The sequence below is a fragment of the Citrobacter sp. RHBSTW-00944 genome, assembly GCF_013615435.1.
Taxonomy (GTDB): domain Bacteria; phylum Pseudomonadota; class Gammaproteobacteria; order Enterobacterales; family Enterobacteriaceae; genus Citrobacter; species Citrobacter braakii.
Genome location: NZ_CP055418.1, coordinates 1524019 through 1549421 on the forward strand (window position 1 = coordinate 1524019; position 25403 = coordinate 1549421).

Here is a 25403-nt window from a genome sequence, read left to right on the forward strand (position 1 = left end):
ATGTGCCGGATGCGACGCAAATGCGTTTTATCCGGCCTGGGGGCTGGTATTGTCTGGGGTTACACCCAGTCGCGAACCTGAATAAACTCGCTAAGGGCGGCTTCCGGGCTGTTCGCTTCCGGCTGCCAGTCATACTCCCAGCGCACCAGCGGCGGCATCGACATCAGAATCGATTCCGTACGGCCGCCGGTCTGCAGACCGAATAACGTGCCGCGATCCCACACCAGGTTAAATTCCACATAGCGTCCGCGACGGTAAAGCTGAAAATTGCGTTCACGTTCGCCCCAGCTCATTGCTTTGCGGCGCTCAACGATGGGCAGATACGCTTCGGTATAGCCTTGACCTACCGCCTGCATAAAGGCGAAGCCGTGGTCGAAATCCGGCGTATTCAAATCATCGAAAAACAGCCCGCCAATGCCGCGCTGTTCGTTGCGATGCTTGAGGAAGAAGTAGTCATCGCACCACTTCTTGTAACGGGGATAAACGTCTTCGCCGAACGGCTGGCACAGATCTCGCGCCGTGCGGTGCCAGTGAACCGCATCCTCATCAAAGCCGTAGTAGGGCGTTAAGTCAAAGCCGCCGCCAAACCACCAGACCGGGTCAGTGCCCGGTTTTTCCGCGATAAAAAATCGCACGTTGGTGTGACTGGTCGGAATGTAGGGATTCTGCGGATGTACCACCAGCGAGACGCCCATGGCCTCAAAGCTGCGTCCCGCAAGCTCCGGGCGATGGGCGGTAGCCGAGGCCGGCATTGCCTCGCCGTGAACGTGGGAGAAGTTGACGCCCGCTTGCTCGAAAATACCGCCGTTACGCAGCACCCGGCTGCGCCCGCCACCGCCTGCTTCACGTTGCCAGTTATCCTCAACAAACTCGGCGCCGTCTACAGCGGATAACTGCTGGCAAATATCATCTTGCAGGCTGAGCAGGAACTGTTTTACGCGCTGTGCATCGGGCTTCATGGTTAACGTTTCTTCGAGTGTGCTTTCTGGTTATCAAACCAGTGGAAATAGCTGATGATGCCATTGGCGATAGCGGTGGCGATTTTCTGGCGAAATGCCGCCGTGCCCAGCAGACGTTCTTCTTCCGGGTTGGTAATGAACGAGGTTTCGACCAGTACCGACGGAATTGATGGTGATTTTAGCACCACGAAGGCGGCTTGTTCCGTGCTGCGACTGTGAAGACGATGTACCGGCTTGATCTTCTTGAGAATATGCGAGCCTAACGTCAGGCTGTTTTTAATGGTATCCGTTTGCACCAGATCGAACAGCACCTGCTGCAGCAAATGGTCTTTATCGGTGGTCTTCTTCCCGGCCACTTCATCGGCCCGGTTTTCACGATCGGACAGATACTTCGCCATGGCGCTACTGGCACCGCGATTGGACAACGCAAAGACCGACGCACCTGCAGCGCTCGGATTGGTAAAACCGTCGGCGTGGATCGACATGAACAGGTCAGCGCCATGCTTATGTGCGATCTCGACGCGATCGTAAAGCGGAATAAATGTATCGCCGGAGCGCGTCAGGCGCGCATCAATCCCCTGGTTGCGTAGAATCGAGCGCACGTTTTTGGCAATCGCCAGTACCACGTGCTTTTCCTTCGACCCATTGCGACCAATTGCGCCGGTATCAATCCCTCCGTGACCCGGATCAAGGACAACAACGCGCTTAGCGCCGGCTTTTTTCGCTTTCGGTTTGCTGTGTCCATTGCTGGTCTTAAGCGCTTCTTCTTTAGCGATGGCTTGCGACATGCCTGACAGCGTTAGGGCGGCCAGCCCGGCTTTCAACACCTGGCGGCGCGATGTGAGTGTTTTTAGTGGTTTAAAAGTGCTCATACGGCCTGAGTTGTAAAAAAAGGTTCTAAACGTTATATCGTATCGCGTTGTCCGTTGCGACGGATCGGGATAAGAATTGTTTTACTTTTCATTTCAATACGTGACAATTCCGTATTATGCCATTTTTTCCGCCGCTTCGCGTCAGATATTGGCTAAATCAGCCGTTCGCGCCATAATCGCTTTTTAACGTCCTGAAAAGGTACCCAATACCATGGAAATACGCGTTTTTCGCCAGGAAGATTTCGAAGAGGTGATCACCCTCTGGGAGCGCTGTGATTTGCTGCGTCCATGGAACGACCCTGAAATGGACATTGAGCGTAAACTCAATCATGACGTCAGCTTGTTCCTGGTCGCTGAAGTGAATGGCGAGGTGGTCGGTACGGTGATGGGAGGATATGACGGGCATCGCGGCTCGGCCTATTACCTGGGCGTACATCCTGAGTTTCGCGGTCGCGGCATTGCCAATGCGCTGCTCAACCGGCTGGAGAAAAAGCTCATTGCCCGCGGTTGTCCGAAGATTCAAATCATGGTGCGTGACGATAATGACGTCGTACAGGGTATGTATGAACGTCTGGGCTATGAACATGCGGATGTACTCAATCTGGGCAAGCGTTTGATCGAAGATGAAGAGTACTGAGTTTCATCCGGCCGACTATGACGCTCATGGGCGTCTGCGCCTGCCTTTTCTCTTCTGGTGCGTGCTGCTGCTGCAGGCGCGCACCTGGGTTCTGTTTGTGATTGCCGGTTCTTCCCGTGAGCAGGGCAACACGCTGCTGAATCTGTTTTATCCCGATCACGACGCTTTCTGGCTGGGTTTGCTTCCCGGCGTTCCTGCGGTATTGGCATTTTTACTCAGCGGGCGACGCTTTGCGTTTCCGGTGGTATGGCGCTGGCTGCGAGGATTACTGATCCTCGCTCAACTGGTGCTACTGTGCTGGCAGCCGGTGATGTGGCTGGCAGGCGATCCGGTCAACGGCGTCGGGCTGGCGCTGCTGGTGGCGGATGTCGTTGCGCTGATCTGGCTGTTAACTAATCAACGTCTGCGCGCCTGTTTTTCCCTCGAGAAAGAATAACGGCACTTTTTGGCGAAACCGGACTCCAAGCAACGTTGATAAATAAGGAAGGAAGTGAAATGAAATCACTGCGTTTGACTTTATGCGCGATGCCGCTGCTATTGACCGGGTGTTCAACGTTGTCATCGGTGAACTGGTCTGCCGCCAATCCGTGGAACTGGTTTGGTTCTTCAACGCAGGTCACTGAGCAGGGCGTCGGAGCGTTAACTGGCGCAACCCCGCTGGATGAAAAAACCATTGCTGATGCGCTGGACGGTGATTACCGCCTGCGTAGCGGGATGAAGACCGATAACGGTAATGTGGTGCGCTTTTATGAAGCGATGAAAGATGACAAGCTGGCGATGGTCATCAATGGCAATCAGGGAACGATTAGCCGTATTGATGTAGTCGACAGCGATATTCCCTCTTCTGCGGGTGTCGAAATCGGTACACCGTTTAGCGACCTTTACACTAAAGCCTTTGGTAATTGTCAGAAGGCGACTGGCGATGACAGCGCGGGTGTTGAATGTAAAGCTGAAGGAAGTCAACATATTAGCTACGTCTTTTCCGGTGAGTGGAGCGGGCCTGAGGGCTTAATGCCGTCTGACGATACGTTGAAAGCATGGAAAGTAAGCAAAATTATCTGGCGGCGTTAATTTGCGTCTGAACAAATCGGCTTGTTAAAAAAACAGGTAGAATAGCGCCCATCAATGCCACGATGTCGTGGCATCTTTTTTTTCAGGAGGAACAATGTCTCAGGTTCAGAGTGGCATTTTGCCAGAACATTGCCGTGCGGCGATTTGGATTGAAGCCAATGTTAAAGGCGACGTTGAGGCCCTGCGTGGGGCCAGCAAAACCTTCGCCGATAAGCTGGCGACCTTTGAAGCGAAGTTCCCGGATGCGCATCTGGGCGCGGTTGTTGCTTTTGGCAACAACACCTGGCGTACACTGAGCGGCGGCGTTGGCGCAGAAGAGTTAAAAGACTTTATCCCTTACGGTAAAGGTCTTGCGCCAGCCACCCAGTATGATGTGCTGATTCATATTCTCTCTTTGCGTCATGACGTGAATTTCTCCGTTGCACAGGCGGCAATGGAGGCCTTTGGCGACTATATTGAAGTCAAAGAAGAGATCCACGGTTTCCGTTGGGTTGAAGAGCGCGATCTCAGCGGCTTTGTTGACGGAACGGAAAACCCGGCAGGCGTTGAAACGCGCCGTGAAGTCGCGGTTATTAAAGATGGCGTGGATGCTGGCGGCAGCTATGTGTTTGTGCAGCGTTGGGAACATAACCTGAAGCAGCTTAACCGCATGAGCATTCATGACCAGGAAATGATGATTGGGCGTACCAAGGAAGCCAACGAAGAGATCGACGGTGATGACCGTCCGGTTACTTCTCACCTGAGCCGCGTCGATCTCAAAGAAGACGGTAAAGGACTGAAAATTGTGCGCCAGAGCCTGCCATACGGTACCGCCAGCGGTACGCACGGCCTCTATTTCTGTGCCTATTGCGCCCGTTTGCACAACATCGAGCAGCAACTGCTGAGCATGTTTGGCGACACTGACGGCAAGCGCGATGCGATGCTGCGTTTCACTAAACCGGTGACCGGCGGCTATTATTTCGCGCCATCGCTGGATCGTTTGCTGGCCCTGTAATTTTTTGATGCCAGATGGCGCTGATGCCGCCATCTGGCACAATATAGCTCTCCCCCGAATCACCCAACGTCCGCCATGCTGATGATGCACTCGCGTTGACGCTCATCCTGAAAAATCACCTCCCACGTTCATTATTATTTACCTGCCAGTTTCTCGGTTATGACAACGGTATTAAATGGAATTATTTGGAATTAATAAACTATTAATACCAATTTATTACTTTAAAAATTCTGAATATATCTGAATTAAATCACAATTTAAATGTGAGGAAGATCAGGTTTTTTAATGCAATTTATGAAAACAAAATAAATAATAAGTGTAATTAATTTCGCTATAAATTGATTTAATGCCTTCATTTGTTGACAATTAAAATGACTGTCTTGTAATCTGAAAATGACCGAAAAATAACGGAATTTATATTTAACCATTTTGCAACAAAGGGTCATTGGAGGTTTTATGTCTACAAAATTATGGGGTGGGCGTTTTGATATGCCTACAAATAAACTGGTCGAATCTTATAATGCGACAATTATGCTGGAACAACGTCTCTGCCCTTTTGATATTCAGGGGAGTATTGCTCACGCCACTATGCTGGGCCGTCAGGGGATTATCACGCAGGATGAAGCGAATGTGATTATTGGCGGGTTAAGGCAAGTTAATAAAGAGATTGAGGACGGGCAATTCGTTTTTGATACCGTTGATGAAGATATTCATATGGCGATAGAAAGACGTATGACAGAAATAATTGGTCCTGTAGGCGGGAAGCTACATACCGGCCGCAGTCGTAATGACCAGACGACTGTCGATTCGAAAATGCACATGAGATCGACTATTCGTGAAATTCAGCAGGATATCGTTCATCTACAAAAAGTTATTATCAGCAAGGCTGAAAATAACATTAATGCGATCATGCCTGGCTATACTCATTTACAGACCGGTCAGCCTATACTTCTGTCGCACTGGATAATGGCATATTATTGGATGTTACGCCGTGACTGGACTCGTTTTGCAGACCTTTATCAACGCATGGGGGAATGCCCTTTAGGTTCAGCAGCCCTTGCTGGTACTACTTTCCCCATTGATCGTGATTTCACGGCTAAAGAGCTTGGCTTTGACAAACCGACTGAAAACAGTATTGATTCTGTCAGCGATCGTGACCATATGGTTGAATTCACTGCCGCCGCTGCTATGTGCTTTATGCATCTTACCCGTTTGTCAGAAGAACTGGTTTTATTCTCAAGTCAGGATTTTAAATTTATTGAGCTTTCAGATGATTTCTGTACCGGTTCCAGCATCATGCCACAGAAGAAAAACCCCGACGTGGCTGAAAAAATGCGCGGTAAAGGGGGGCGTATGTACGGAAATCTAATGGCGATGTTGACCATTATGAAAGGTATCCCTCTGGCCTATAATACTGATATGAGTGAGGATAAAGAGCAGGTCTATGACTCTATGGATACCTTACAGACCAGTCTGAAAATTATGGCGCCGATGCTCGAAAAAATGGTTATTCTTTCAGATAATACTCGCAGCGCAGCGGCAAGAGGATTTTCAAACGCAACCGATATGGCTGACTACCTGGTTCGTAAAGGCATTCCTTTTAGAGAAGCTCACCATATTGTTGGCAGCGCTGTTAATTACTGTATAAAACATAGAAAAATGTTGGAAGAGCTTACTCTGAATGAATTCCACACATTTGATGATAAAATCGAAAATGATATTTATGAGAGTATATCTCTCGAAGCATGTATTAAATCAAGAATGTCTTATGGTGGCACAGGGACTGATGCTGTTAAAAAACAGATCGAAATTGCTAAATCATATTTAAACTAATCCCGAGCATAGTAATTAATATCTCCCGGATGCAATATCCGGGAGACGCTTTGAGGTGAAAAATGGATGCTTTATTTTTTATACAATTATTTATTGTACTCGCCTGTATTGGTATAGGCGGACGTTATGGCGGAATGGGGCTGGGTGCTGGTGGAGGACTTGGTGTTGCAATATTAGTTCTGGGTTTTGGACTTAAACCCTCCGCACCATCTATTACTGCAATGCTAATTATTATTTGTGTGATTGGCGCTGTCAGCGTATTACAGGCCGCTGGTGGGCTTGATTATCTTGTGCGCGTGGCTGAAAAATTACTCCGTAAAAAACCACAGGCAATTACTTTTGTTGCCCCCATATTAACTTCCATATTTACGCTATTCTGTGGGACTACTTACGTTGCTTTCTCTTTGTATCCGGTTGTCGCTGAAGTTGCTGCTGAAGCAAAGGTCCGTCCGGAGCGAGCGTTGTCCGCAACGGTTATTGCGGCAAGTGTCGCGGTTGCTGCCAGTCCGATGAGTGCGGCAACCGCGGGGATGCTGGCTATTCTGCATGAATATGCCGGGATTAGCCTTGGGCAAATACTGACGATTGCTCTCCCATCATTCTTTATGGCAGCTATTGTTACCAGCTTTTCAGTTTATAAACGCGGAAAAGAGCTGGAGGATGATCCGGAATTTCAGAGGAGAGTTGCTGCTGGCGAATATGAGTTCATGCATACTGAGCAGAAAAAAGAATTTGTTGCTTCAGCTGGCGCTAAAAAAGGTGTCGTTATCTTTGCGATTGGTGTGGTACTGGTACTTATTTTAGGTTCTTTTACTGAGTTACTCCCTTCCTGGGATGGAAAAAGACTGTCAACCCCAATGGTTATTCAGATGGTCATGTTGACAGCCGCGTTGTTTATTATGATTGTCAGTAAAGTACCAAGTAGTACCTTGAATAGCGGCTCAGTCTTCCGTGCAGGTTTGATGGGAGTGGTAGCAATACTCGGTGTTTCATGGATGACGGCAACGTTTTTTGATGCTTATCAGCCAGAACTGATTAAAGTTTTTGGTGGCATTGTCAATGATGCACCAATGCTATTTGGTGTGGTTGTATTCTTGTTCTCGCTGGTCATTATGAGCCCGGCGGCGACGGTAGCTGCCATCATGCCACTCGGTGTTACCTTAGGTATTCCAGCCCCGTTTCTTATCGCTATTTTTGCTTGTACCTGTGGTGACTTCATTATACCTGGAGCAAATCAAATCGGCTGTGTTGCATTTGATCGAACAGGTACCACAAAGATTGGACGCTTTGTTGTCAACCATAGCTATATTCGTCCGGGCTTTGTGATGGTTATCTCTCAGGTAATTTTTGCTTATCTCATTGCTCAGGTTGTTCTGTAAAGTAAATTCTATGGAAAATTGCAGTGGCGCTATTCAGAAGTGAGTAACAGGCATCCTCTCTGAATTCATTCAGGGGGGATGCCATGAAGAAATGGTTTACCACAATTAAATTGCTCTCTCACTACATCAGCATTTTGGAAAAAAGGAAGCAAAAAAGAGTTGATGCTACAACGGTGACAAGACCAGGTAGCATGTAGCTGTGATTAACCACATACTTGCCAATTCGAGTTGTCCCGGTACGATCAAACGCCACACAGCCAATCTGTGCCCCCCCTGGAATAATGAATGATCCACAAGTCAGCGGGAGCAGGGCGACCAGGGTTTCTGCCGGATATCCCATTAACACGCCAGCGGGGAGTAGCGCGACAGCAGTCGCTGCGGGGCTATAAATTACGGCTGAAAGACCAAAAACAATAATGCCGAACAAGACTGGATTCTGAAAACCGTGGAAAGCCGTGTTAAATAATTCGTGCCATGCCTCAAAAAAGGAGTTCATCATCCATGACAGACCAAATATGGCGACAACACCTACAAGACCTGCTTTAAAGACAGAACCTGAATCGAGTTTTGACGGAGAAATTCGACATACCATCATAATAATACATGCTGTTGTCAGCATAACTATTTGCAGCGTGGTAGGGATACTCATACGCTCCATTCCGGTACCGTTATTCCACTCAGGACGTAATTCAGGAATTGAACCCATAAGTACGACCAGAATGATACCGGTAAGGAAAATCAGCAATCCTCTCTTCGCCTCTTTTGTCACTATATTGGCTGTTCGCTCTTCAGCTTTTACTGATTCAAACTCACCTTCAGCAACCCTGCGTTGGAATTCCGGATCATTTTTAAGCTCATGACCTCTTTTGAAGACGAACAGGCAGCCGACAACGCAGCCAAGGAACGTTCCGGGAACGGTGACTAACAAGATATCTAAAGCAGAGACATGTAATCCAGCAAGGACAGCAATTGTCCCTGTTACGACCGCACTGACCGGGCTGGCAATAAGCCCAAAATTGGCAGCGATTACTGACATCGACATGGCTCTCTCTGGCCGTACTCTGGCATCTGCTGCAATTTCAGCAATGACTGGATAAACCGAAAAGGCAACATATCCTGTTCCGCAGATAGCAGTAAAAAGATAAGCGACTGCGGGGCCGAGGAAAGTGATCGCGCCCGGCCACTTTCTGAGGATCCGTTCTGCCATCGTAACGAATAAATCAAGCCCGCCAGCCGCCTGGAGGATTGTGATGCAAGTGATAACCGCAAGGATAATAGAAATAACAGTGAAAGGAGGTGAGTCGGGAGGGAGTCCAAAACCAAAAGTCAGGATAGCGAGTCCTAACCCGCCAGCAGCCCCCAGGCCAATCCCACCAAAACGCCCACCTATACCGATACATATAAGTACTATCGCAAACTGAGTTACGAATAACACCATAATTAATTCCTTTTTATTAACAAATGGCTTGGTATAATTTGAATAATAGGGGCTATAATCTTACCATAACAGTATATTAAGCAATCTAACTTATTAGATTATTTATACTCATCAGTTTTGCAGCACTTTAATCCGAGAGTGTTTATGGATAACAAAAACGAACTGTTTGAAAGTATTAAAAATTATCTGCTTGATGATGCTAACCGCAAAGCTGATGGTCGCATTGAAACTGAAACTGAGCTTGCCGTTCGTTTTAATACATCAAGATATAAAGTTCGTCAGGCGCTTAGCACACTGGTACAGATGGGAATGTTGGAACGATCTCCTCGTCGTGGCAGCGTCTTGAAGAATTTGGAACAGCACAACATAAATCACCAGTTGTTAATGCAGTTTGATTTGTCTGGGTTTGATATCACAGAATTTACAGAGGCGAGGATCCTGATTGAATGCGCGATTATCCCTCTGGCAACGCGTAGAATTTTCCCGGCGATGCTCTCCAAACTTGAAAATGAGCTAAGGCTTATTGAAGAGAATGCGGATAACCCCCAGGTGGCCGATCGTCACGATAGAGATTTTCATTTGCTCTTGCTACAGGCGAGTGGCAACCGGGTGCTGCAGGTTTTCTCTGATGTCCTCATTACTTATTTTGAGAAAACAAGGGAGTCGTTACCTGCGAACGATCGTCAGTATTTTCTTGATACGGCGGCAAAACAGAGGGAAATACTGCTTCATATTAAAAAAGGGGATGCGCAGATGGCATCGGAGTTGATGAGAGCACACTTGCTGGAAAAACGGCTGTAAGTCTTCTGTTAATCTGGTCAGAGCATGTTTACCGTTGAGTCCCCGCAACGCCGGGGATTTTTTTTACCTGAGATTAACCTGATTTAGTGAGCTATTCCTCAGCACTTATTTGTTATTGCTGTATCTTCTGCGTGAATGAAGCGAATGCTTCATATTCAAAAGGAGAATATTGAAATGGGAAAACTCACGGGCAAAACAGCATTGATTACGGGCGCATCTCAGGGTATTGGCGAAGGGATCGCCAGAACATTTGCCCGCCATGGCGCGAACCTAATCCTGCTGGATATCTCCGATGAGATTGAAAAACTGGCGGATGAGTTGGCTGGGCGCGGGCACCGTTGCACCGCCGTACACGCTGACGTCAGAGATTTTGCGTCGGTCACGGAAGCGGTAAAACGCGCGAAGAAGATTGAAGGCAAAATCGATATTCTGGTCAACAATGCGGGCGTATGTCGCCTCGGCAACTTCCTTGATATGAGCGATGAAGATCGCGATTTCCACATTGATATCAACATTAAAGGCGTCTGGAACGTGACGAAAGCCGTTCTGCCGGAGATGATTGCGCGCAAAGACGGGCGCATCGTAATGATGTCCTCTGTGACCGGCTATATGGTTGCCGATCCGGGCGAAACGGCCTACGCGCTGTCGAAAGCCGCAATCATCGGTTTGACCAAATCTCTGGCGGTGGAATACGCGCAGTCCGGCATTCGCGTTAATGCTATTTGCCCGGGCTACGTTCGTACGCCGATGGCGGAAAATATCGCTCGTCAGTCTAATCCGGAGGATCCTGAATCCGTATTAGTCGAAATGGCAAAAGCGATCCCGATGCGCCGCTTGGCCTGCCCACTTGAGGTTGGTGAACTGGCGGCATTCCTGGCGTCGGATGAGTCCAGCTACTTAACTGGCACGCAAAACGTGATTGATGGCGGCAGCACCCTGCCTGAAAGCGTTAGCGTCGGCGTCTGATTGATGCCGGTCTCCTCCCCGTGCGCTGGGGAGGAGGTACCCTTATTCTCTTTTCAACTTTCAAATCATCAAACGGTATATAAAACCGTTACTCCTTTAGCACTGGTTATAAATATGATGACCATAAGAAAGTCATTAAATTTATAAGGGTGCGCAATGGCCGTTAACTTACTGAAAAAAAGAACCCTGACGCTGGCAGCAATGCTGTTGCTGGTGGGTCAGGCGCAGGCAACGGACCTGCTGAACAGTTCATACGATGTCTCTCGCGAGCTGTTTGCCGCCCTTAACCCGCCGTTTGAACAGCAATGGGCGAAGGATAACGGCGGTGACAAACTGACGATTAAACAATCTCATGCCGGGTCATCAAAACAGGCGCTGGCGATTCTGCAGGGGCTGAAAGCCGATGTGGTGACCTATAACCAGGTGACCGATGTGCAGATCCTGCATGACAAAGGCAAGCTGATCCCAGCCGACTGGCAAAGTCGTCTGCCGAATAACAGTTCGCCATTCTATTCCACCATGGCGTTTTTGGTGCGTAAGGGTAACCCGAAGAATATCCACGAATGGAACGACCTGGTTCGCCCGGACGTGAAACTGATTTTCCCGAATCCGAAAACCTCCGGTAACGCGCGTTATACCTATCTGGCTGCGTGGGGTGCGGCAGATAAAGCGGATGGTGGGGATAAAGCCAAAACTGAACAGTTCATGACCCAGTTTCTGAAAAACGTGGAAGTGTTTGATACCGGCGGTCGCGGGGCAACCACCACATTCGTGGAACGCGGCCTGGGCGATGTGCTGATCACCTTTGAATCAGAAGTGAACAACATCCGTAAACAGTATGAAGACCAGGGCTTCGAAGTGGTGGTGCCGAAGGTCAACATTCTGGCGGAGTTCCCGGTGGCCTGGGTAGATAAAAATGTGCAGGCTAACGGTACTGAAAAAGCGGCAAAAGCTTACCTGAACTGGCTGTACAGCCCGCAGGCGCAAACCATCATTACCGATTTCTACTACCGCGTGAATAACCCGCAGGTGATGGACAAACTGCAGGATAAATTCCCGCAGACCGAACTTTTCCGCGTGGAAGACAGGTTTGGCTCGTGGCCTGAGGTAATGAAAACGCACTTTGTCAGCGGCGGTGAGTTGGACAAACTGTTGGCGGCGGGGCGTAAGTAAATGTTTGCTGTTTCTTCCCGACGCGTGCTGCCCGGCTTTACCTTAAGTTTGGGCACCAGCTTACTGTTTGTCTGCCTGATTTTGCTGCTGCCGCTTAGCGCGCTGGTGATGCAATTGGCGCAAATGAGCTGGGCGCAATACTGGGATGTGATTACCAACCCGCAGGTGGTGGCGGCTTATAAAGTGACGCTGCTGTCGGCGTTTGTGGCGTCGATTTTTAACGGCGTGTTTGGTTTGCTGATGGCGTGGATCTTAACCCGCTATCGCTTTCCGGGCCGTACGCTGCTGGATGCGCTGATGGATCTGCCGTTTGCGCTGCCTACGGCGGTAGCAGGTCTGACGCTGGCATCGCTTTTTTCGGTCAACGGTTTCTACGGCGAGTGGCTGGCGAAGCTGGATATTAAAGTGACCTACACCTGGCTTGGCATTGCGGTGGCGATGGCTTTTACCAGCATTCCATTCGTGGTGCGTACCGTGCAGCCGGTGCTGGAAGAGTTAGGTCCGGAGTATGAAGAAGCGGCGGAAACGCTCGGCGCTACGCGCTGGCAGAGCTTTCGTAAAGTGGTACTGCCGGAGCTGTCTCCCGCGCTAGTCGCGGGCGTTGCGCTCTCGTTTACCCGCAGCCTCGGTGAGTTTGGCGCGGTTATCTTTATCGCCGGAAACATCGCATGGAAAACGGAAGTGACCTCGCTGATGATTTTTGTTCGTTTGCAGGAGTTTGACTACCCGGCCGCCAGCGCGATTGCATCTGTGATCCTCGGGGCTTCGTTGCTGCTGCTGTTTTCAATTAACACCCTGCAAAGTCGCTTTGGTCGACGCGTGGTAGGTCACTGATGGCAGACATTACCCAATTGAAACGTTATGGCGCACCCCGCATCAACTGGGGGAAATGGTTTCTGATTGGCACGGGCATGCTGGTATCCGCCTTTATTTTGCTGGTGCCGATGGTTTACATCTTCGTGCAGGCGTTCAGCAAGGGGTTGATGCCGGTATTACACAACCTGGCTGATCCGGACATGCTGCACGCCATCTGGCTGACGGTGCTGATTGCGCTGATTGCGGTGCCGGTGAACCTGGTGTTTGGCGTGTTACTGGCCTGGCTGGTGACCCGCTTTAACTTCCCTGGACGCCAGTTGTTGCTCACGTTACTGGATATTCCATTTGCCGTTTCACCAGTGGTCGCTGGCCTGGTCTATCTGCTGTTTTACGGCTCTAACGGCCCGCTTGGCGGATGGCTGGATGAACACAACCTGCAAATTATGTTTGCCTGGCCGGGAATGGTGCTGGTGACGGTGTTCGTGACCTGTCCGTTTGTGGTGCGCGAACTGGTGCCGGTGATGTTAAGCCAGGGCAGCCATGAAGATGAGGCGGCGGTTCTGCTTGGCGCATCCGGCTGGCAAATGTTCCGTCGCGTTACGCTGCCGAATATCCGTTGGGCATTGCTGTACGGCGTGGTGCTGACCAACGCCCGTGCGATTGGCGAGTTCGGTGCGGTATCGGTGGTTTCTGGCTCGATTCGCGGTGAAACCTTGTCTTTGCCGTTACAGATTGAATTACTGGAGCAGGACTACAACACAGTCGGCTCCTTTACCGCCGCGGCGCTATTAACGCTGATGGCGATTATTACCCTGTTTTTGAAGAGCATGTTGCAATGGCGCCTGGAAAACCAGGAGAAACGCGCGCAGCAGGAGGAAAATCATGAGCATTGAGATTGCCAATATTAAGAAGTCTTTTGGTCGCACCCAGGTGCTGAACGATATCTCGCTGGATATTCCTTCAGGTCAGATGGTCGCTCTGTTGGGGCCTTCCGGATCGGGCAAAACCACGCTGCTGCGCATCATCGCCGGGCTGGAGCATCAGTCCAGCGGGCATATCCGTTTCCACGGCACTGATGTCAGTCGTTTGCACGCCCGCGACCGTAAGGTGGGGTTCGTGTTTCAGCACTATGCGCTGTTTCGTCATATGACCGTTTTCGACAATATCGCTTTTGGTCTGACTGTTCTGCCACGGCGTGAGCGCCCTAATGCGGCGACGATCAAAGCAAAAGTGACCAAACTGCTGGAGATGGTTCAACTGGCTCATCTGGCGGACCGTTTCCCGGCACAGCTCTCCGGTGGGCAAAAGCAGCGTGTGGCGTTGGCGCGTGCGCTGGCGGTAGAGCCGCAGATCTTGTTGCTCGACGAGCCGTTTGGCGCGCTCGATGCTCAGGTGCGTAAAGAACTGCGTCGCTGGCTGCGTCAGTTGCATGAAGAGCTGAAGTTCACCAGCGTGTTTGTTACCCACGATCAGGAAGAAGCGACGGAAGTCGCAGACCGCGTGGTGGTGATGAGCCAGGGTCATATCGAGCAGGCCGATGCGCCCGATCAGGTATGGCGCGAACCGGCTACCCGTTTTGTCCTGGAATTTATGGGTGAAGTTAACCGCCTGCAAGGGACGATTCGCGGTGGACAATTCCACGTGGGCGCACATCGCTGGCCGTTGGGCTATACGCCTGGCTATCAGGGTCCGGTGGATCTGTTCTTGCGTCCGTGGGAAGTGGACGTCAGCCGTCGTACCAGTCTGGATTCGCCGTTGCCGGTACAGGTGCTGGAAGCCAGCCCGAAAGGACACTACACCCAATTAGTTGTGCAACCCTTGGGGTGGTATAACGAACCGCTGACGGTGATTATGCAGGGCGATGATTCCCCGAACCGCGGCGAACGTCTGTTTGTTGGGCTGCAAAATGCGCGTTTGTATAATGGCGACCAGCGTATTGAAACGCGTGAAGAGGAACTTGCCCTGGCGCAAAGTGCCTGATAGGTTAATTCGTATAGTTATCATCCGGTGGCGCTGCGCTTACCGGGCTTAACGGGTGGTGCATGACCTGTAAGCCGGGTAAGCGCAGCGCCACCCGGCATTTTATTGAGCTGAAAACGTGAATACATTAGAACAAACAATTGGCAATACGCCTCTGGTGAAATTACAACGTCTGACGGCGGATAACGGCAGTGAAATTTGGGTCAAGCTGGAAGGCAATAATCCCGCAGGTTCAGTGAAAGACCGCGCGGCGTTGTCGATGATCGTTGAAGCGGAAAAGCGCGGGGAAATTCAGCCAGGCGACGTGCTGATTGAGGCCACCAGCGGTAATACGGGTATTGCGCTGGCGATGATTGCCGCGCTGAAAGGCTACCGCATGAAGCTCCTGATGCCAGACAACATGAGCCAGGAGCGACGTGCGGCGATGCGTGCTTACGGGGCTGAACTGGTTCTGGTGACCAAAGAGCAGGGGATGGAAGGGGCGCGTGATTTAGCCCTTGAGATGGCGCAGCGCGGAGAAGGTAAACTTCTCGATCAGTTTAATAATCCTGATAACCCGTATGCGCACTACACGACTACCGGACCCGAAATCTGGCAGCAGACGTCAGGCCGTATTACCCATTTCGTCTCCAGCATGGGGACGACAGGCACCATTACCGGCGTATCGCGTTTTCTGCGTGAACAGGACAAACCCGTCACCATCGTTGGCCTGCAGCCGGAAGAAGGCAGTAGTATTCCGGGCATTCGTCGCTGGCCAGCGGAATATATGCCGGGCATTTTCAACGCCTCGCTGGTGGATGAGGTGCTGGATATTCATCAGAACGATGCGGAAAACACCATGCGTGAACTGGCCGTTCGCGAAGGGATTTTTTGCGGAGTGAGTTCTGGCGGCGCGGTTGCGGGCGCGTTACGCGTGGCGCGCGCGACACCGGGGGCGGTGGTGGTGGCGATCATCTGCGATCGCGGCGATCGCTACCTTTCCACCGGGGTCTTTGGCGAAGAGCATTTCAGCCAGGGACTAGGTATTTAATTTGTCGGCCTGATAAGCGTAGCGCTAGCAGGCAACCGTACGGCACGCTCGCCGGATGACGACGCAAAGCGTCTTCTCCGGCCCGCACTGTTCAATCGTTACGTTTTTCTACCAACTTATCAAGGAATTGCCACAGCGTCTCATTCATCTGCTGGTAATCCCAGGTGCGCATCTCTTCAACAGCGCGAATAAAGCGTTTCCCTTTCGCTTCGGCCAGTTCTTGCTCAGAGTGCTGAATTAATCCTTCGACCGCTTCGGCGGTAAACTCCATATGGCACTGAAAACCATAGACGAAATTACCGTATTGTACGATTTGTCGCGGACATCCCTCGCTTGTGGCAAGAATTGTCGCCTGGTCGGTCAATCCCGGCATGTCATTGTGCCAGTGACCCACGTTGAGCGGTGAGCCGAAATGGCTGAACAACGGATGCTGTTGGCCTGCCTCGGTCAGGGCGATCGGATAGTGACCAATCTCTTTTTCCGGGCTTTGGCACACCTTCGCGCCCAGTGCTTCGCCGATTAACTGCGACCCCAAACAGATCCCCACCACGATTTTTCGTGCCGCAATCGCCTGGTTTATCAGATGTTGCTCTGCCTGAGAGTCAAAGTATGGGCACTCTGCGAGCGTGGTGCGGGGTGACTGCGGCCCACCAAATACCACCAGCATATCGAAGCCATCGGCATTAGCGGGAACAGTTTCTCCGGCGTAAACGCGCGACCAACTGATGGTATAGCCGCGTGATTCGGCCCACGGCAGGTACGCGCCAGCAGATTCGAAAGACTCATGAATAACAAAATGAACTCGCACTTTTTCTCTCCTGTTAGCGCTTTAGCGCCTGATGGATATCAGTCGCCAGCTTATCAATGTCGCTGTCTGCTAATGTTGACAGCGTAATGCGCAAGCCATGCGCAGGCGTATTGACGCCAAACACTTCGCCTTCACGTACCAGCCAGCCGGACTTTGCCAGCGCAAAAGCGATCGCCTGGCTGTTATCTTCTAGCGGCAGCCACAGATTAAGACCGTCGCAGTCGGGCAGCGTAATGCCATGAAGCCGCAGAGCCGCTGTCAGCTTTTGCTGCTGGGCGGCGTAAAACTGCTGAGTTTGCGCCAGCGTGTGTTGATAAGTCTCGTCACTCAGGCAGGCGCAGGCCAGATCCTGCAGCAGATGGCTGACCCACTGACTGCCGGCGTTGAGCCGTAAACGCAGTTTCGCGGAAGTGAGTGGATCGCTGGCGACGATGGCCAGGCGTAAATCCGGGCCTAAAGTTTTCGACATTGAGCGAACAATCGCCCAGCGCGTGGTTTCCTTCGCAATCACCGGATACCAACGGCATGCGGACAGCAGCGCAAAGTGGTCGTCGACGATCACCAGCGTCTGCGGATAGCGGGTCAGGATTTCCTGCAATTGCGCCGCGCGGGATGCGCTCAGACTGCATCCTGTCGGATTATGGGCGCGCGGCGTCAGAATCACCGCCCGCGCGCCTTTCTGTAGCGCGATTTCCAGCATGTCTGGCTGCATGCCTTCGCTGTCAACGTTGACCGGACTGGCGGAGAATCCGGCATAACGCAGCATGTTGATGCTGCTCAAAAAGCATGGATCTTCTACCACAACGCTGTCGCCAGGCAGTAAATGGGCGCACAGCAACCGCTCAATGGCATCAATGGCGCCGCTGGTGATATCAATTTCTCCCGTGGCTGGCATCGCATCTTGCATCCATTGCGCGGCCCACGCCTTAAGGCCGGGTGATACAGCGGCATCACCGTACAAACGAGGATTCTTATTTATTTGCGCGAAATAACGGCTGAGGTCGGGAAGACGCGCGGGGGCTGGATTACCGCCGGAAAGATCGATAAGCGCGGTATCCGGATTGCCGCCTTCCAGCGCAACGGGGGCTGAAATCCCCTTGATTACCGTGCCGTTACGTCCCTGGCTTTGTGCCAGCCCGGAGGTGACCAGGCGTTTATAAGCCGCCGCGACAGTATTACGGTTAACGTTCAATGCTGTTGCCAGTTCACGCACCGGCGGCAACGTTTCTCCTGCTGCCAACGTGCCTGTAGCGACATGTTGACGAATACTGTCAAAAATTTCGTTAGCGGTTTTTCCGTCGATCATTATTGACCTATGACAAAATGAATTTTAGCATATGCCGATAATAGTGAGGCGTAAGCCCGCTGTCCAGCGAGAGGAGAAATTTATGGAGCAGGGGAGTGATATTCAGTCAGTGCTCTTCGGCGACAAGCATCGGGCGTTACAGACCGATATCGTCGCCGTCCAGTCACAGGTGGTTTATGGCAGCGTAGGCAACAGCATCGCCGTTCCAGCCATTAAAGCGCAGGGATTACGCGTGACGGCAGTGCCAACGGTGCTGTTCAGTAATACCCCGCATTATGAAACATTTTACGGCGGCGTTATTCCGGCCGACTGGTTTAGCGGGTATCTCCGCGCCTTGAATGAGCGTGATGCTTTACGCGAGCTGAAGGCGGTGACTACAGGCTATATGGGCAGTGCAGAGCAAATCGCTCTGTTAGCACAGTGGCTGAAAACGGTGCGGGCTACGCATCCGACAGTGTGCATTTTGGTTGACCCGGTGATTGGCGATACGGACAGCGGTATGTATGTAAAAGCTGAAATTCCGCAGGCCTACCGTCAGCACCTGCTGCCGCTGGCTCAGGGACTGACGCCGAACGTGTTTGAACTGCAAATGCTGAGCGGAAAGCCGTGTCGTACGCTTGATGAAGCCATCACGGCGGCGCAATCGCTGCTTACCGAAACGCTGAAATGGGTGGTGATCACCAGCGCGCCGGGGGATAGCGAAGATATTATTAACGTGGCGGTAGTGACGGCTGAAACGGTTGAGGTGTTCGCTCATCCACGGGTTAAAACGGATCTGAAGGGAACTGGCGATCTGTTTTGTGCTGAGCTGGTGAGCGGTATTGTGCTGGGTAAAGCGCTGACAACCGCGACGCACGATGCAGCACAGCGCGTACTGGAAGTGATGAAATGGACCAATCTGTGCGGTTGTGATGAGTTAATTCTGCCACCGGCAGGGGAGGCGCGATGAAGAGTTACCGGCTGGTGGTTCGCCAGAATGGGCGTATGGTTGGACATTTTGACACCAGCGGGGCAACGGCGCTGGAAGATATCTGTGTGGCGCGGGCCATGTTTGGCATCGCGGGTGGCTACAATTGTGAACTGTTAGTGGCGGATTCGGAGCGACGGATGCTGGAAAGCGGGCCGGAAGGGATGAAAATCCTGATGCGCGAGGCGTGTTACCGACCAGTCACCTCACAAATTTAGCGTTATCCGGCAGATTTTGAGGTCTGCCAGATAAAAAAATGGCGCCATCAGGCGCCATTCTTCTCTGCAGCAAGAATTACTTCTTGATGCGGATAACCGGAGTTTCACCCACTGTCACGCTACCGGACAGTTTGAGCAGCTCTTTGATTTCGTCCATGTTGGAGATAACAACCGGAGTCAGGGTAGACTTGGCTTTTTCTTCCAGCAGCGGCAGATCGAATTCAATAACCGGGTCGCCCACTTTGACGCGCTGACCTTCTTCAGCGATGCGCTTAAAGCCTTCGCCTTTCAGTTCAACGGTATCAATACCGAAGTGAACAAACAGCTCAATGCCGCTGTCGGATTCGATAGAGAAAGCGTGGTTGGTTTCAAAGATTTTGCCGATGGTGCCATCAACAGGGGCGACCATTTTGTTACCGGTTGGTTTGATAGCGATGCCATCACCAACGATTTTTTCAGCAAAAACTACATCCGGCACGTCTTCGATGTTGACGATCTCGCCAGAGAGCGGAGCAACAATCTCAATAGTTCCGGTGTCTTTCTTATCATCAGAAACCAGAGATTTCAGTTTATCGAACAAACCCATGATCTTCTCCTAAGCAGTAAATTGGGCCGCATCTCGTGGATTAGCAGATTGTTTTTTCTTCAATGAACTTGTTAACCAGCGTCATTAACTCGTCCGTTGTCGGTTGAGCAAGAGCCTGCTCTGCTAACACCTTCGCATCTTCGAAGTTCGTGTTACGGATAATCTTCTTAATGCGCGGGATAGAAATGGCGCTCATAGAGAATTCGTCCAGACCCATCCCCAGCAACAGAAGTGTAGCACGTTCGTCGCCTGCAAGCTCACCACACATGCCAGTCCATTTGCCTTCCGCATGAGAAGCATCAATAACTTGCTTGATCAGCGTCAGCACAGATGGCGACATCGGTTGGTAAAGGTGTGAAATCATATCATTACCACGGTCAACTGCCAGGGTGTACTGCGTTAAATCATTGGTGCCGATACTAAAGAAATCAACTTCTTTGGCTAAATGACGCGCAATTGTTGCCGCTGCCGGTGTTTCCACCATCACGCCAATCTCAATGCTTTCGTCAAATGCTTTTCCTTCGTCGCGCAGTTCCTGTTTGTAGATTTCGATCTCTTTGCGTAGTGCGCGCACTTCTTCAACAGAGATGATCATTGGGAACATGATGCGCAGTTTGCCGAAAGCAGAGGCGCGCAGGATTGCGCGAACCTGATCCCGCAGGATCTCTTTACGATCCATGGCGATACGTACGGCACGCCAGCCCAGGAACGGGTTCTCTTCTTTTGGGAAGTTCATGTACGGCAGCTCTTTATCGCCGCCGATGTCCATGGTACGGACGATGACCGCCTGAGAGCCACAGGCTTCAGCAACGGCTTTATACGCGGCAAACTGTTCTTCTTCAGTCGGCAGCGATTCACGGTCCATGAACAGGAATTCGGTGCGGTACAGACCAACACCTTCGGCGCCATTACGCTCAGCGCCTTCAACGTCACGAACGGTACCGATGTTGGCGCAAACTTCTACCTGATGTCCGTCCAGCGTGATAGCCGGGAGATCTTTCAGCTTAGCGAGTTCCGCTTTTTCGGTAGCAACCTGCTCCTGAACGGCGCGCAGTTGCTCAATAACTTCATTGGTCGGATTGACGTAAACCTGGTTGTTTACGGCATCCAGAATCAGATAGTCGTCGTTTTTAACCTGAGAGGTGACGCTACCCGTACCTACGATGGCTGGCAGTTCCAGAGAACGCGCCATGATAGAAGTATGGGAAGTCCGTCCGCCCGCGTCAGTGATGAAACCCAGCACCTTGTTCAGGTTCAGCTGTGCGGTTTCTGACGGGGTCAGGTCTGCGGCTACCAGGATAACTTCTTCCTGAATAGCGCTCAGGTCGATAATAGCCAGACCCAGGATGTTACGCAGCAGGCGTTTACCGATGTCACGTACGTCAGCCGCACGTTCTTTCAGGTATTCATCATCCAGCTCTTCAAGGGCTGTGGCCTGACCTTCGATAACTTCATGCGCAGCTGCATCAGCCGTCATGTGCTTATCTTTAATCAGGGCTATGATTTCCTGCTCCAGCTCCTCATCTTCGAGCAGCATGATATGCCCTTCAAAGATGGCTTCTTTTTCTTCACCGAACGTTTCACCAGCTTTGGTTTTGATCGCTTCCAGTTGCGCAGATGCCTTGGCACGACCGCTCAGAAAACGTTCAACTTCCTGATCAACCTTGTCGGCAGAAATTTTTTTCCGGTCAATGACGATCTCGTCTTCTTTCAGCAGCAATGCTTTACCGAAAGCGATACCCGGGGATGCTAAAATGCCTGAAATCATAACCCTACCTTACTTGTGACTGATATTTAAAAGAACTCGTTGAACTTACTCGAGTTCAGCCATCAGTTTAACCAGATGCTCAACTGCTTTCTGCTCGTCTTCACCTTCTGCGGACAGGGTGACAACGGTACCCTGAGTCAGGCCCAGAGTCTGCAGTTTAAACAGGCTTTTGGCGCTAGCGCTTTTGCCGTTGGAAGTCACAGTAATTTCAGAAGTAAAGCCTTTTGCTTCTTTAACAAACTGAGCAGCAGGGCGAGTATGCAGACCGTTCGGAGCGGTAATGGTAACTTCTTGCTGGAACATTATATTTCCCCAACTTATAGGTTTAGTGTTGTGGAACTAAAGTCTAGCCTGGCGGTTCAACTTTAGCCTGTATTGTTAGCATCGGCGTAAACTGGACGCGACACAAAAGGAGTTCGGTGCAATCCGTTGCTGGCAACTTCTTGCCGCTGACGTTTCGTTCGTCATTAAACATTATGCCGCGAAAGGAAGAGTTGAACCAAATCATAAAATCGATTCAGCTAGCGCTTTTCCTGTAACGATTAATTTCGCGCATCAAAATAATTAGTTTGGTTAAATACCAGTTCCGGCGGGTTGAATCAATGCCAGGAGAGTTGAAAATTTGAAGCAGGCCACAAAAAAGCACCCCAAAGGGTGCTTTTTTACGCGTTTTTAACATGCTGGCATTACTGTTGCAGTTCTTTCTCTGTGAAGAGATCGGCAAACAGTGCAGTGCTCAGATAACGCTCACCCGATGACGGTAGGATAACCACAATATTCTTGTTGGTAAAGGATTCATCTTCCTGGAGCTTAAGCGCGGCAGCCACGGCTGCGCCAGAAGAGATCCCTGCCAGAATACCTTCTTCTTCCATCAGGCGGCGCGCGGTAGAAATAGCTTCATCATTGGTGATGGCAACGACTTTATCGATAAGCTTCAGATCAAGGTTGCCAGGAATGAAGCCCGCGCCAATACCCTGAATTTTATGCGGGCCAGGTTTGAGTTCTTCACCCGCCAATGCCTGGGCGATAACAGGGGAGTCAGTAGGTTCTACCGCGACGGTGATCAGATCGGTTTTGCCTTTAGTGCCTTTAATGTAACGGGTCACGCCAGTTAGCGTACCGCCGGTGCCGACGCCGGAAATAAAGACATCAACCTGGCCATCGGTATCTTCCCAGATTTCCGGGCCGGTGGTTTTTTCGTGAATTTCCGGGTTCGCCGGGTTGCTGAACTGCTGCAGCAGCAGGAATTTTTCCGGATCGCTGGCTACGATTTCTTCCGCTTTCTGAATTGCGCCCTTCATACCTTTTGCGCCTTCAGTCAGCACCAGGTTCGCGCCCAGCGCTTTTAAGAGCTTGCGGCGCTCAATGCTCATGGTTTCCGGCATGGTCAGAGTCAGTTTGTAACCACGGGCGGCGGCAACGTAGGCCAGCGCAATCCCCGTGTTGCCGCTGGTCGGTTCTACCAGCTCAACGCCAGGTTTCAGTACACCACGTTTTTCGGCATCCCAAATCATATTGGCACCGATACGGCATTTGACGCTAAAGCTTGGGTTGCGTGATTCCACCTTCGCCAGAATGCGTCCGTTACCGATACGGTTCAGTCGAACCAGCGGCGTATGACCGATAGTCAGCGAGTTATCTTCAAAAATCTTACTCATGGCCTGTCCTTAACTGTATGAAATTGGGATACCGCTTCAGCATACCTGTTGAGAAAGTATGGGGAAGTAAGGAATTCGCATATCTATATGCTGATGAGAAATAATGCGTAGCAGTATGGAATAAGAGCGGGTATAAGCCAGCCCGCTTTTACACATTTTTGCATTACTTCCATAACGCGTGTTTAGCACGATAGCAGTCTACCCACATCGCCGTGGCACCACAAACTGCTACCGGCATGATGAACAGATTGAGCACCGGAATCATGGTGAACAGGCTGGTCAACGCGCCAAACTGCATATTGGTCACTTTGCGCGTGCGCAGCGCGACGCGCATCTCCTTAAAAGGCACCTTATGGTTATCAAAAGGATAATCGCAGTACTGAATGGCCAGCATCCACGCGCTGAACAGGAACCACAGGACCGGGGCGACGGTCTGCCCAATGCCTGGAATAAAATAGAGGATCAGCAACACGAAGGCGCGCGGGAGATACCACGCCAGCTTTTGCCATTCGCGTTTCATAATGCGCGGAACGTCTTTCATAATGCCGAGAATGCCGGTGTCGGGCGGTGTTGCGCCCGTTAAGCGCGCTTCCAGCTGTTCAGCCAGCAGACCGTTAAACGGTGCGGCGATCCAGTTGGCGATAGTGGAGAACAGGTAGCCGAACACCAACAGCACGGAAATGGTCACAATCGGCCACAGTAAATAGCTGAGCCACTGAAGCCAGTCAGGGACGTGACTCATCAGCGCGGGAACCCAGTTACCGAGTTGTGTAAATAACCACCAGAATGCGCCGCCCATCAGCAGGATATTCACCAGCAAAGGCAGAATAACAAAACGACGAATGCCCGGTTGGGTGATGAGCTTCCATCCCTGAGAAAAGTAATAAAGGCCGCTGCGAGGTACAACTGCAGATGATGAAACCATGGTCAGGACGTACTCCTTGTTATATAAGCTCTGGTAAACTGTGCGTATCTTACCGGGTTGTTGAGCGTTAAGCTGTTCGGAAATGTTCGAAAAAACAGCAAAAAGCACAATTTTGTTCATCTTTATGCCGTGAAAGCCAAGAGTACACTTGCACTTGGCGTAATCGACAAATACTCTTAGTGAGTAAATGTTTGCCGTGGTGGCAAGGTGTTAGAACAACAGAGAATATAATGATGCAGGATTTGCGTCTGATATTAATCATTGTTGGCGCGATCGCCATAATCGCTTTACTGGTACATGGTTTTTGGACTAGCCGTAAAGAGCGGTCTTCTATATTCCGCGATCGCCCACTGAAACGCATGAAGTCTAAACGTGAAGACGAGGATTCGTTCGACGACAACGTCGAGGAAGACGAAGGCGTGGGCGAAGTTCGCGTTCATCGTGTGAATCATGCTCCCGGTAATGCGCAGGAACATGGTGTTCCTCCTCAGTCGCCGCAACACCAGTACCAGCCGCCTTATGCGTCTGCTCAGCCGCGTCAGCCTGCGCAGCAGCCTGCACAAGCGCCGGTACCGCCGCCGCATGTTCAGCAGCCGCAGCAGCCGGTGCAACATCAGCCTGTTCAGCAGCCACCTGTGCAGCAACCTGTTGCCCCGCAGGTTCAGCAACCTGCTCAGCAAGCACCGCAACCTGCGCCGCAGACCTTCCAGCCAGCAGAGCCTGTCGTTGAACATCAACCGCAGCCCGAGCCGGTAGTAGAAGATGCGCCTGTTGCTGAAAAACCGCAGCGTAAAGAAGCGGTCATCATTATGAACGTTGCGGCTCATCATGGTAGCGAGCTCAACGGGGAAGTACTGCTCAACAGCATTCAGCAGGCCGGTTTCAAATTTGGCGATATGAATATTTTCCATCGTCATTTGAGCCCGGATGGCAGCGGTCCGTCGCTGTTCAGCCTCGCTAATATGGTTAATCCGGGAACGTTTGACCCAGAAATGACGGGCGACTTCAGCACCCCTGGCGTGACTATTTTTATGCAGGTTCCGTCCTACGGGGACGAGCTGCAAAACTTTAAGCTGATGCTGCAGTCCGCACAGCACATTGCCGATGAAGTGGGTGGTGTGGTGCTCGACGATCAACGTCGCATGATGACGCCGCAGAAACTGCGCGAGTATCAGGACCGCATCCGCGAAGTTAAAGAATCTCTCGCCTGATTTTCCT

At 51.1% G+C, this 25403-nt stretch carries 26 protein-coding genes; 16 read left to right on the forward strand and 10 right to left on the reverse strand.

The window, feature by feature from the left end; translation table 11 throughout:
- Positions 1-59: 59 nt before the first annotated feature.
- Both hemF and amiA read right to left on the reverse strand, forming a co-directional pair.
- Positions 60-959 (reverse strand): oxygen-dependent coproporphyrinogen oxidase, encoded by a 900-nt coding sequence (gene hemF, locus HV334_RS07130; RefSeq protein ID WP_181221350.1) that lies wholly within the window; start codon positions 957-959, stop codon positions 60-62.
- A 2-nt stretch (positions 960-961) separates the two neighbouring features.
- A complete protein-coding gene (amiA, locus tag HV334_RS07135) occupies positions 962-1831 on the reverse strand; it encodes an N-acetylmuramoyl-L-alanine amidase AmiA (protein ID WP_016153942.1) in 870 nt (289 codons plus the stop codon).
- 211 nt (positions 1832-2042) lie between these two features.
- Between amiA and HV334_RS07140 the strand changes: the two genes are divergently transcribed.
- From HV334_RS07140 to HV334_RS07165, 6 genes are all read left to right on the forward strand, one after another.
- Positions 2043-2468, forward strand: coding sequence for a GNAT family acetyltransferase (locus tag HV334_RS07140; RefSeq protein ID WP_047501622.1), 426 nt, complete (start codon positions 2043-2045; stop codon positions 2466-2468).
- A complete protein-coding gene (locus HV334_RS07145; RefSeq protein WP_016157098.1) occupies positions 2455-2904 on the forward strand; it encodes a DUF2919 domain-containing protein in 450 nt (149 codons plus the stop codon). The genes HV334_RS07140 and HV334_RS07145 overlap by 14 nt, the downstream gene beginning before the upstream one ends.
- 59 nt (positions 2905-2963) lie before the next feature.
- A complete protein-coding gene (locus tag HV334_RS07150) occupies positions 2964-3539 on the forward strand; it encodes an RpoE-regulated lipoprotein (protein WP_016153940.1) in 576 nt (191 codons plus the stop codon).
- Positions 3540-3633: 94 nt separating this feature from the next.
- On the forward strand, positions 3634-4533 hold the full coding sequence (gene yfeX / locus HV334_RS07155) for a porphyrinogen peroxidase (protein WP_181221351.1): 900 nt from the start codon (positions 3634-3636) through the stop codon (positions 4531-4533).
- A gap of 456 nt (positions 4534-4989) precedes the next feature.
- Positions 4990-6366, forward strand: a complete 1377-nt coding sequence (gene argH / locus HV334_RS07160) for an argininosuccinate lyase (RefSeq protein ID WP_181221352.1) — start codon at positions 4990-4992, stop codon at positions 6364-6366.
- A 62-nt stretch (positions 6367-6428) separates the two neighbouring features.
- Positions 6429-7745 carry an anaerobic C4-dicarboxylate transporter family protein gene (locus tag HV334_RS07165; protein ID WP_016153937.1) on the forward strand — a complete coding sequence of 439 codons (1317 nt, stop codon included), beginning with the start codon at positions 6429-6431 and terminating at the stop codon, positions 7743-7745.
- Positions 7746-7866: 121 nt separating this feature from the next.
- On the opposite strand, the gene HV334_RS07170 is transcribed toward HV334_RS07165, so the two are convergent.
- Positions 7867-9183, reverse strand: coding sequence for an anaerobic C4-dicarboxylate transporter family protein (locus HV334_RS07170; RefSeq protein ID WP_016153936.1), 1317 nt, complete (start codon positions 9181-9183; stop codon positions 7867-7869).
- 144 nt (positions 9184-9327) lie between these two features.
- On the opposite strand from HV334_RS07170, the gene HV334_RS07175 reads away from it, so the two are divergent.
- From HV334_RS07175 to cysM, 7 genes are all read left to right on the forward strand, one after another.
- Positions 9328-9984, forward strand: coding sequence for an FCD domain-containing protein (locus HV334_RS07175; RefSeq protein WP_047499839.1), 657 nt, complete (start codon positions 9328-9330; stop codon positions 9982-9984).
- Positions 9985-10158: 174 nt separating this feature from the next.
- The gene (ucpA, locus tag HV334_RS07180) at positions 10159-10950 is read left to right on the forward strand and encodes an SDR family oxidoreductase UcpA (RefSeq protein ID WP_181221353.1); all 792 of its coding nucleotides are present in this window, start codon (positions 10159-10161) and stop codon (positions 10948-10950) included.
- A 156-nt stretch (positions 10951-11106) separates the two neighbouring features.
- Positions 11107-12123 (forward strand): sulfate ABC transporter substrate-binding protein, encoded by a 1017-nt coding sequence (locus HV334_RS07185; RefSeq protein WP_047499838.1) that lies wholly within the window; start codon positions 11107-11109, stop codon positions 12121-12123.
- The gene (gene cysT, locus HV334_RS07190; RefSeq protein WP_003038061.1) at positions 12124-12957 is read left to right on the forward strand and encodes a sulfate/thiosulfate ABC transporter permease CysT; all 834 of its coding nucleotides are present in this window, start codon (positions 12124-12126) and stop codon (positions 12955-12957) included.
- Positions 12957-13832, forward strand: coding sequence for a sulfate/thiosulfate ABC transporter permease CysW (gene cysW, locus HV334_RS07195; protein WP_016153932.1), 876 nt, complete (start codon positions 12957-12959; stop codon positions 13830-13832). The genes cysT and cysW overlap by 1 nt, the downstream gene beginning before the upstream one ends.
- Entirely contained in the window at positions 13822-14919 is a 1098-nt protein-coding gene (gene cysA / locus HV334_RS07200) for a sulfate/thiosulfate ABC transporter ATP-binding protein CysA (protein ID WP_016153931.1), read from the forward strand. The genes cysW and cysA overlap by 11 nt, the downstream gene beginning before the upstream one ends.
- A gap of 118 nt (positions 14920-15037) precedes the next feature.
- Positions 15038-15949 (forward strand): cysteine synthase CysM, encoded by a 912-nt coding sequence (gene cysM / locus HV334_RS07205; RefSeq protein WP_016153930.1) that lies wholly within the window; start codon positions 15038-15040, stop codon positions 15947-15949.
- 91 nt (positions 15950-16040) lie between these two features.
- On the opposite strand, the gene HV334_RS07210 is transcribed toward cysM, so the two are convergent.
- Entirely contained in the window at positions 16041-16757 is a 717-nt protein-coding gene (locus HV334_RS07210; protein ID WP_016157091.1) for a GMP synthase, read from the reverse strand.
- A 13-nt stretch (positions 16758-16770) separates the two neighbouring features.
- Positions 16771-18063, reverse strand: a complete 1293-nt coding sequence (gene ptsJ / locus HV334_RS07215) for a transcriptional regulator PtsJ (RefSeq protein ID WP_103766600.1) — start codon at positions 18061-18063, stop codon at positions 16771-16773.
- An 82-nt stretch (positions 18064-18145) separates the two neighbouring features.
- Here ptsJ and pdxK point away from each other — a divergent pair, with 82 nt between their 5' ends.
- Positions 18146-19012 carry a pyridoxine/pyridoxal/pyridoxamine kinase gene (pdxK, locus tag HV334_RS07220; protein WP_047499829.1) on the forward strand — a complete coding sequence of 289 codons (867 nt, stop codon included), beginning with the start codon at positions 18146-18148 and terminating at the stop codon, positions 19010-19012.
- Positions 19009-19248 (forward strand): hypothetical protein, encoded by a 240-nt coding sequence (locus HV334_RS07225; RefSeq protein ID WP_016153926.1) that lies wholly within the window; start codon positions 19009-19011, stop codon positions 19246-19248. Before pdxK ends, HV334_RS07225 begins: the two co-directional genes overlap by 4 nt.
- A gap of 76 nt (positions 19249-19324) precedes the next feature.
- Here the strand turns inward: HV334_RS07225 and crr are convergent, their stop codons facing one another.
- The 5 genes from crr to cysZ form a co-directional block, all read right to left on the reverse strand.
- Positions 19325-19834, reverse strand: coding sequence for a PTS glucose transporter subunit IIA (gene crr, locus HV334_RS07230; protein WP_068987126.1), 510 nt, complete (start codon positions 19832-19834; stop codon positions 19325-19327).
- A 40-nt stretch (positions 19835-19874) separates the two neighbouring features.
- The gene (gene ptsI, locus HV334_RS07235; RefSeq protein ID WP_016153925.1) at positions 19875-21602 is read right to left on the reverse strand and encodes a phosphoenolpyruvate-protein phosphotransferase PtsI; all 1728 of its coding nucleotides are present in this window, start codon (positions 21600-21602) and stop codon (positions 19875-19877) included.
- Between the two features lie 45 nt (positions 21603-21647).
- Positions 21648-21905, reverse strand: coding sequence for a phosphocarrier protein Hpr (gene ptsH, locus HV334_RS07240; RefSeq protein WP_002913505.1), 258 nt, complete (start codon positions 21903-21905; stop codon positions 21648-21650).
- Between the two features lie 383 nt (positions 21906-22288).
- The gene (gene cysK / locus HV334_RS07245; RefSeq protein ID WP_005121957.1) at positions 22289-23260 is read right to left on the reverse strand and encodes a cysteine synthase A; all 972 of its coding nucleotides are present in this window, start codon (positions 23258-23260) and stop codon (positions 22289-22291) included.
- A gap of 163 nt (positions 23261-23423) precedes the next feature.
- Positions 23424-24185, reverse strand: coding sequence for a sulfate transporter CysZ (gene cysZ / locus HV334_RS07250; RefSeq protein ID WP_016153924.1), 762 nt, complete (start codon positions 24183-24185; stop codon positions 23424-23426).
- A 230-nt stretch (positions 24186-24415) separates the two neighbouring features.
- Here cysZ and zipA point away from each other — a divergent pair, with 230 nt between their 5' ends.
- Positions 24416-25396, forward strand: coding sequence for a cell division protein ZipA (gene zipA, locus HV334_RS07255; RefSeq protein WP_181221354.1), 981 nt, complete (start codon positions 24416-24418; stop codon positions 25394-25396).
- Positions 25397-25403: the final 7 nt, after the last annotated feature.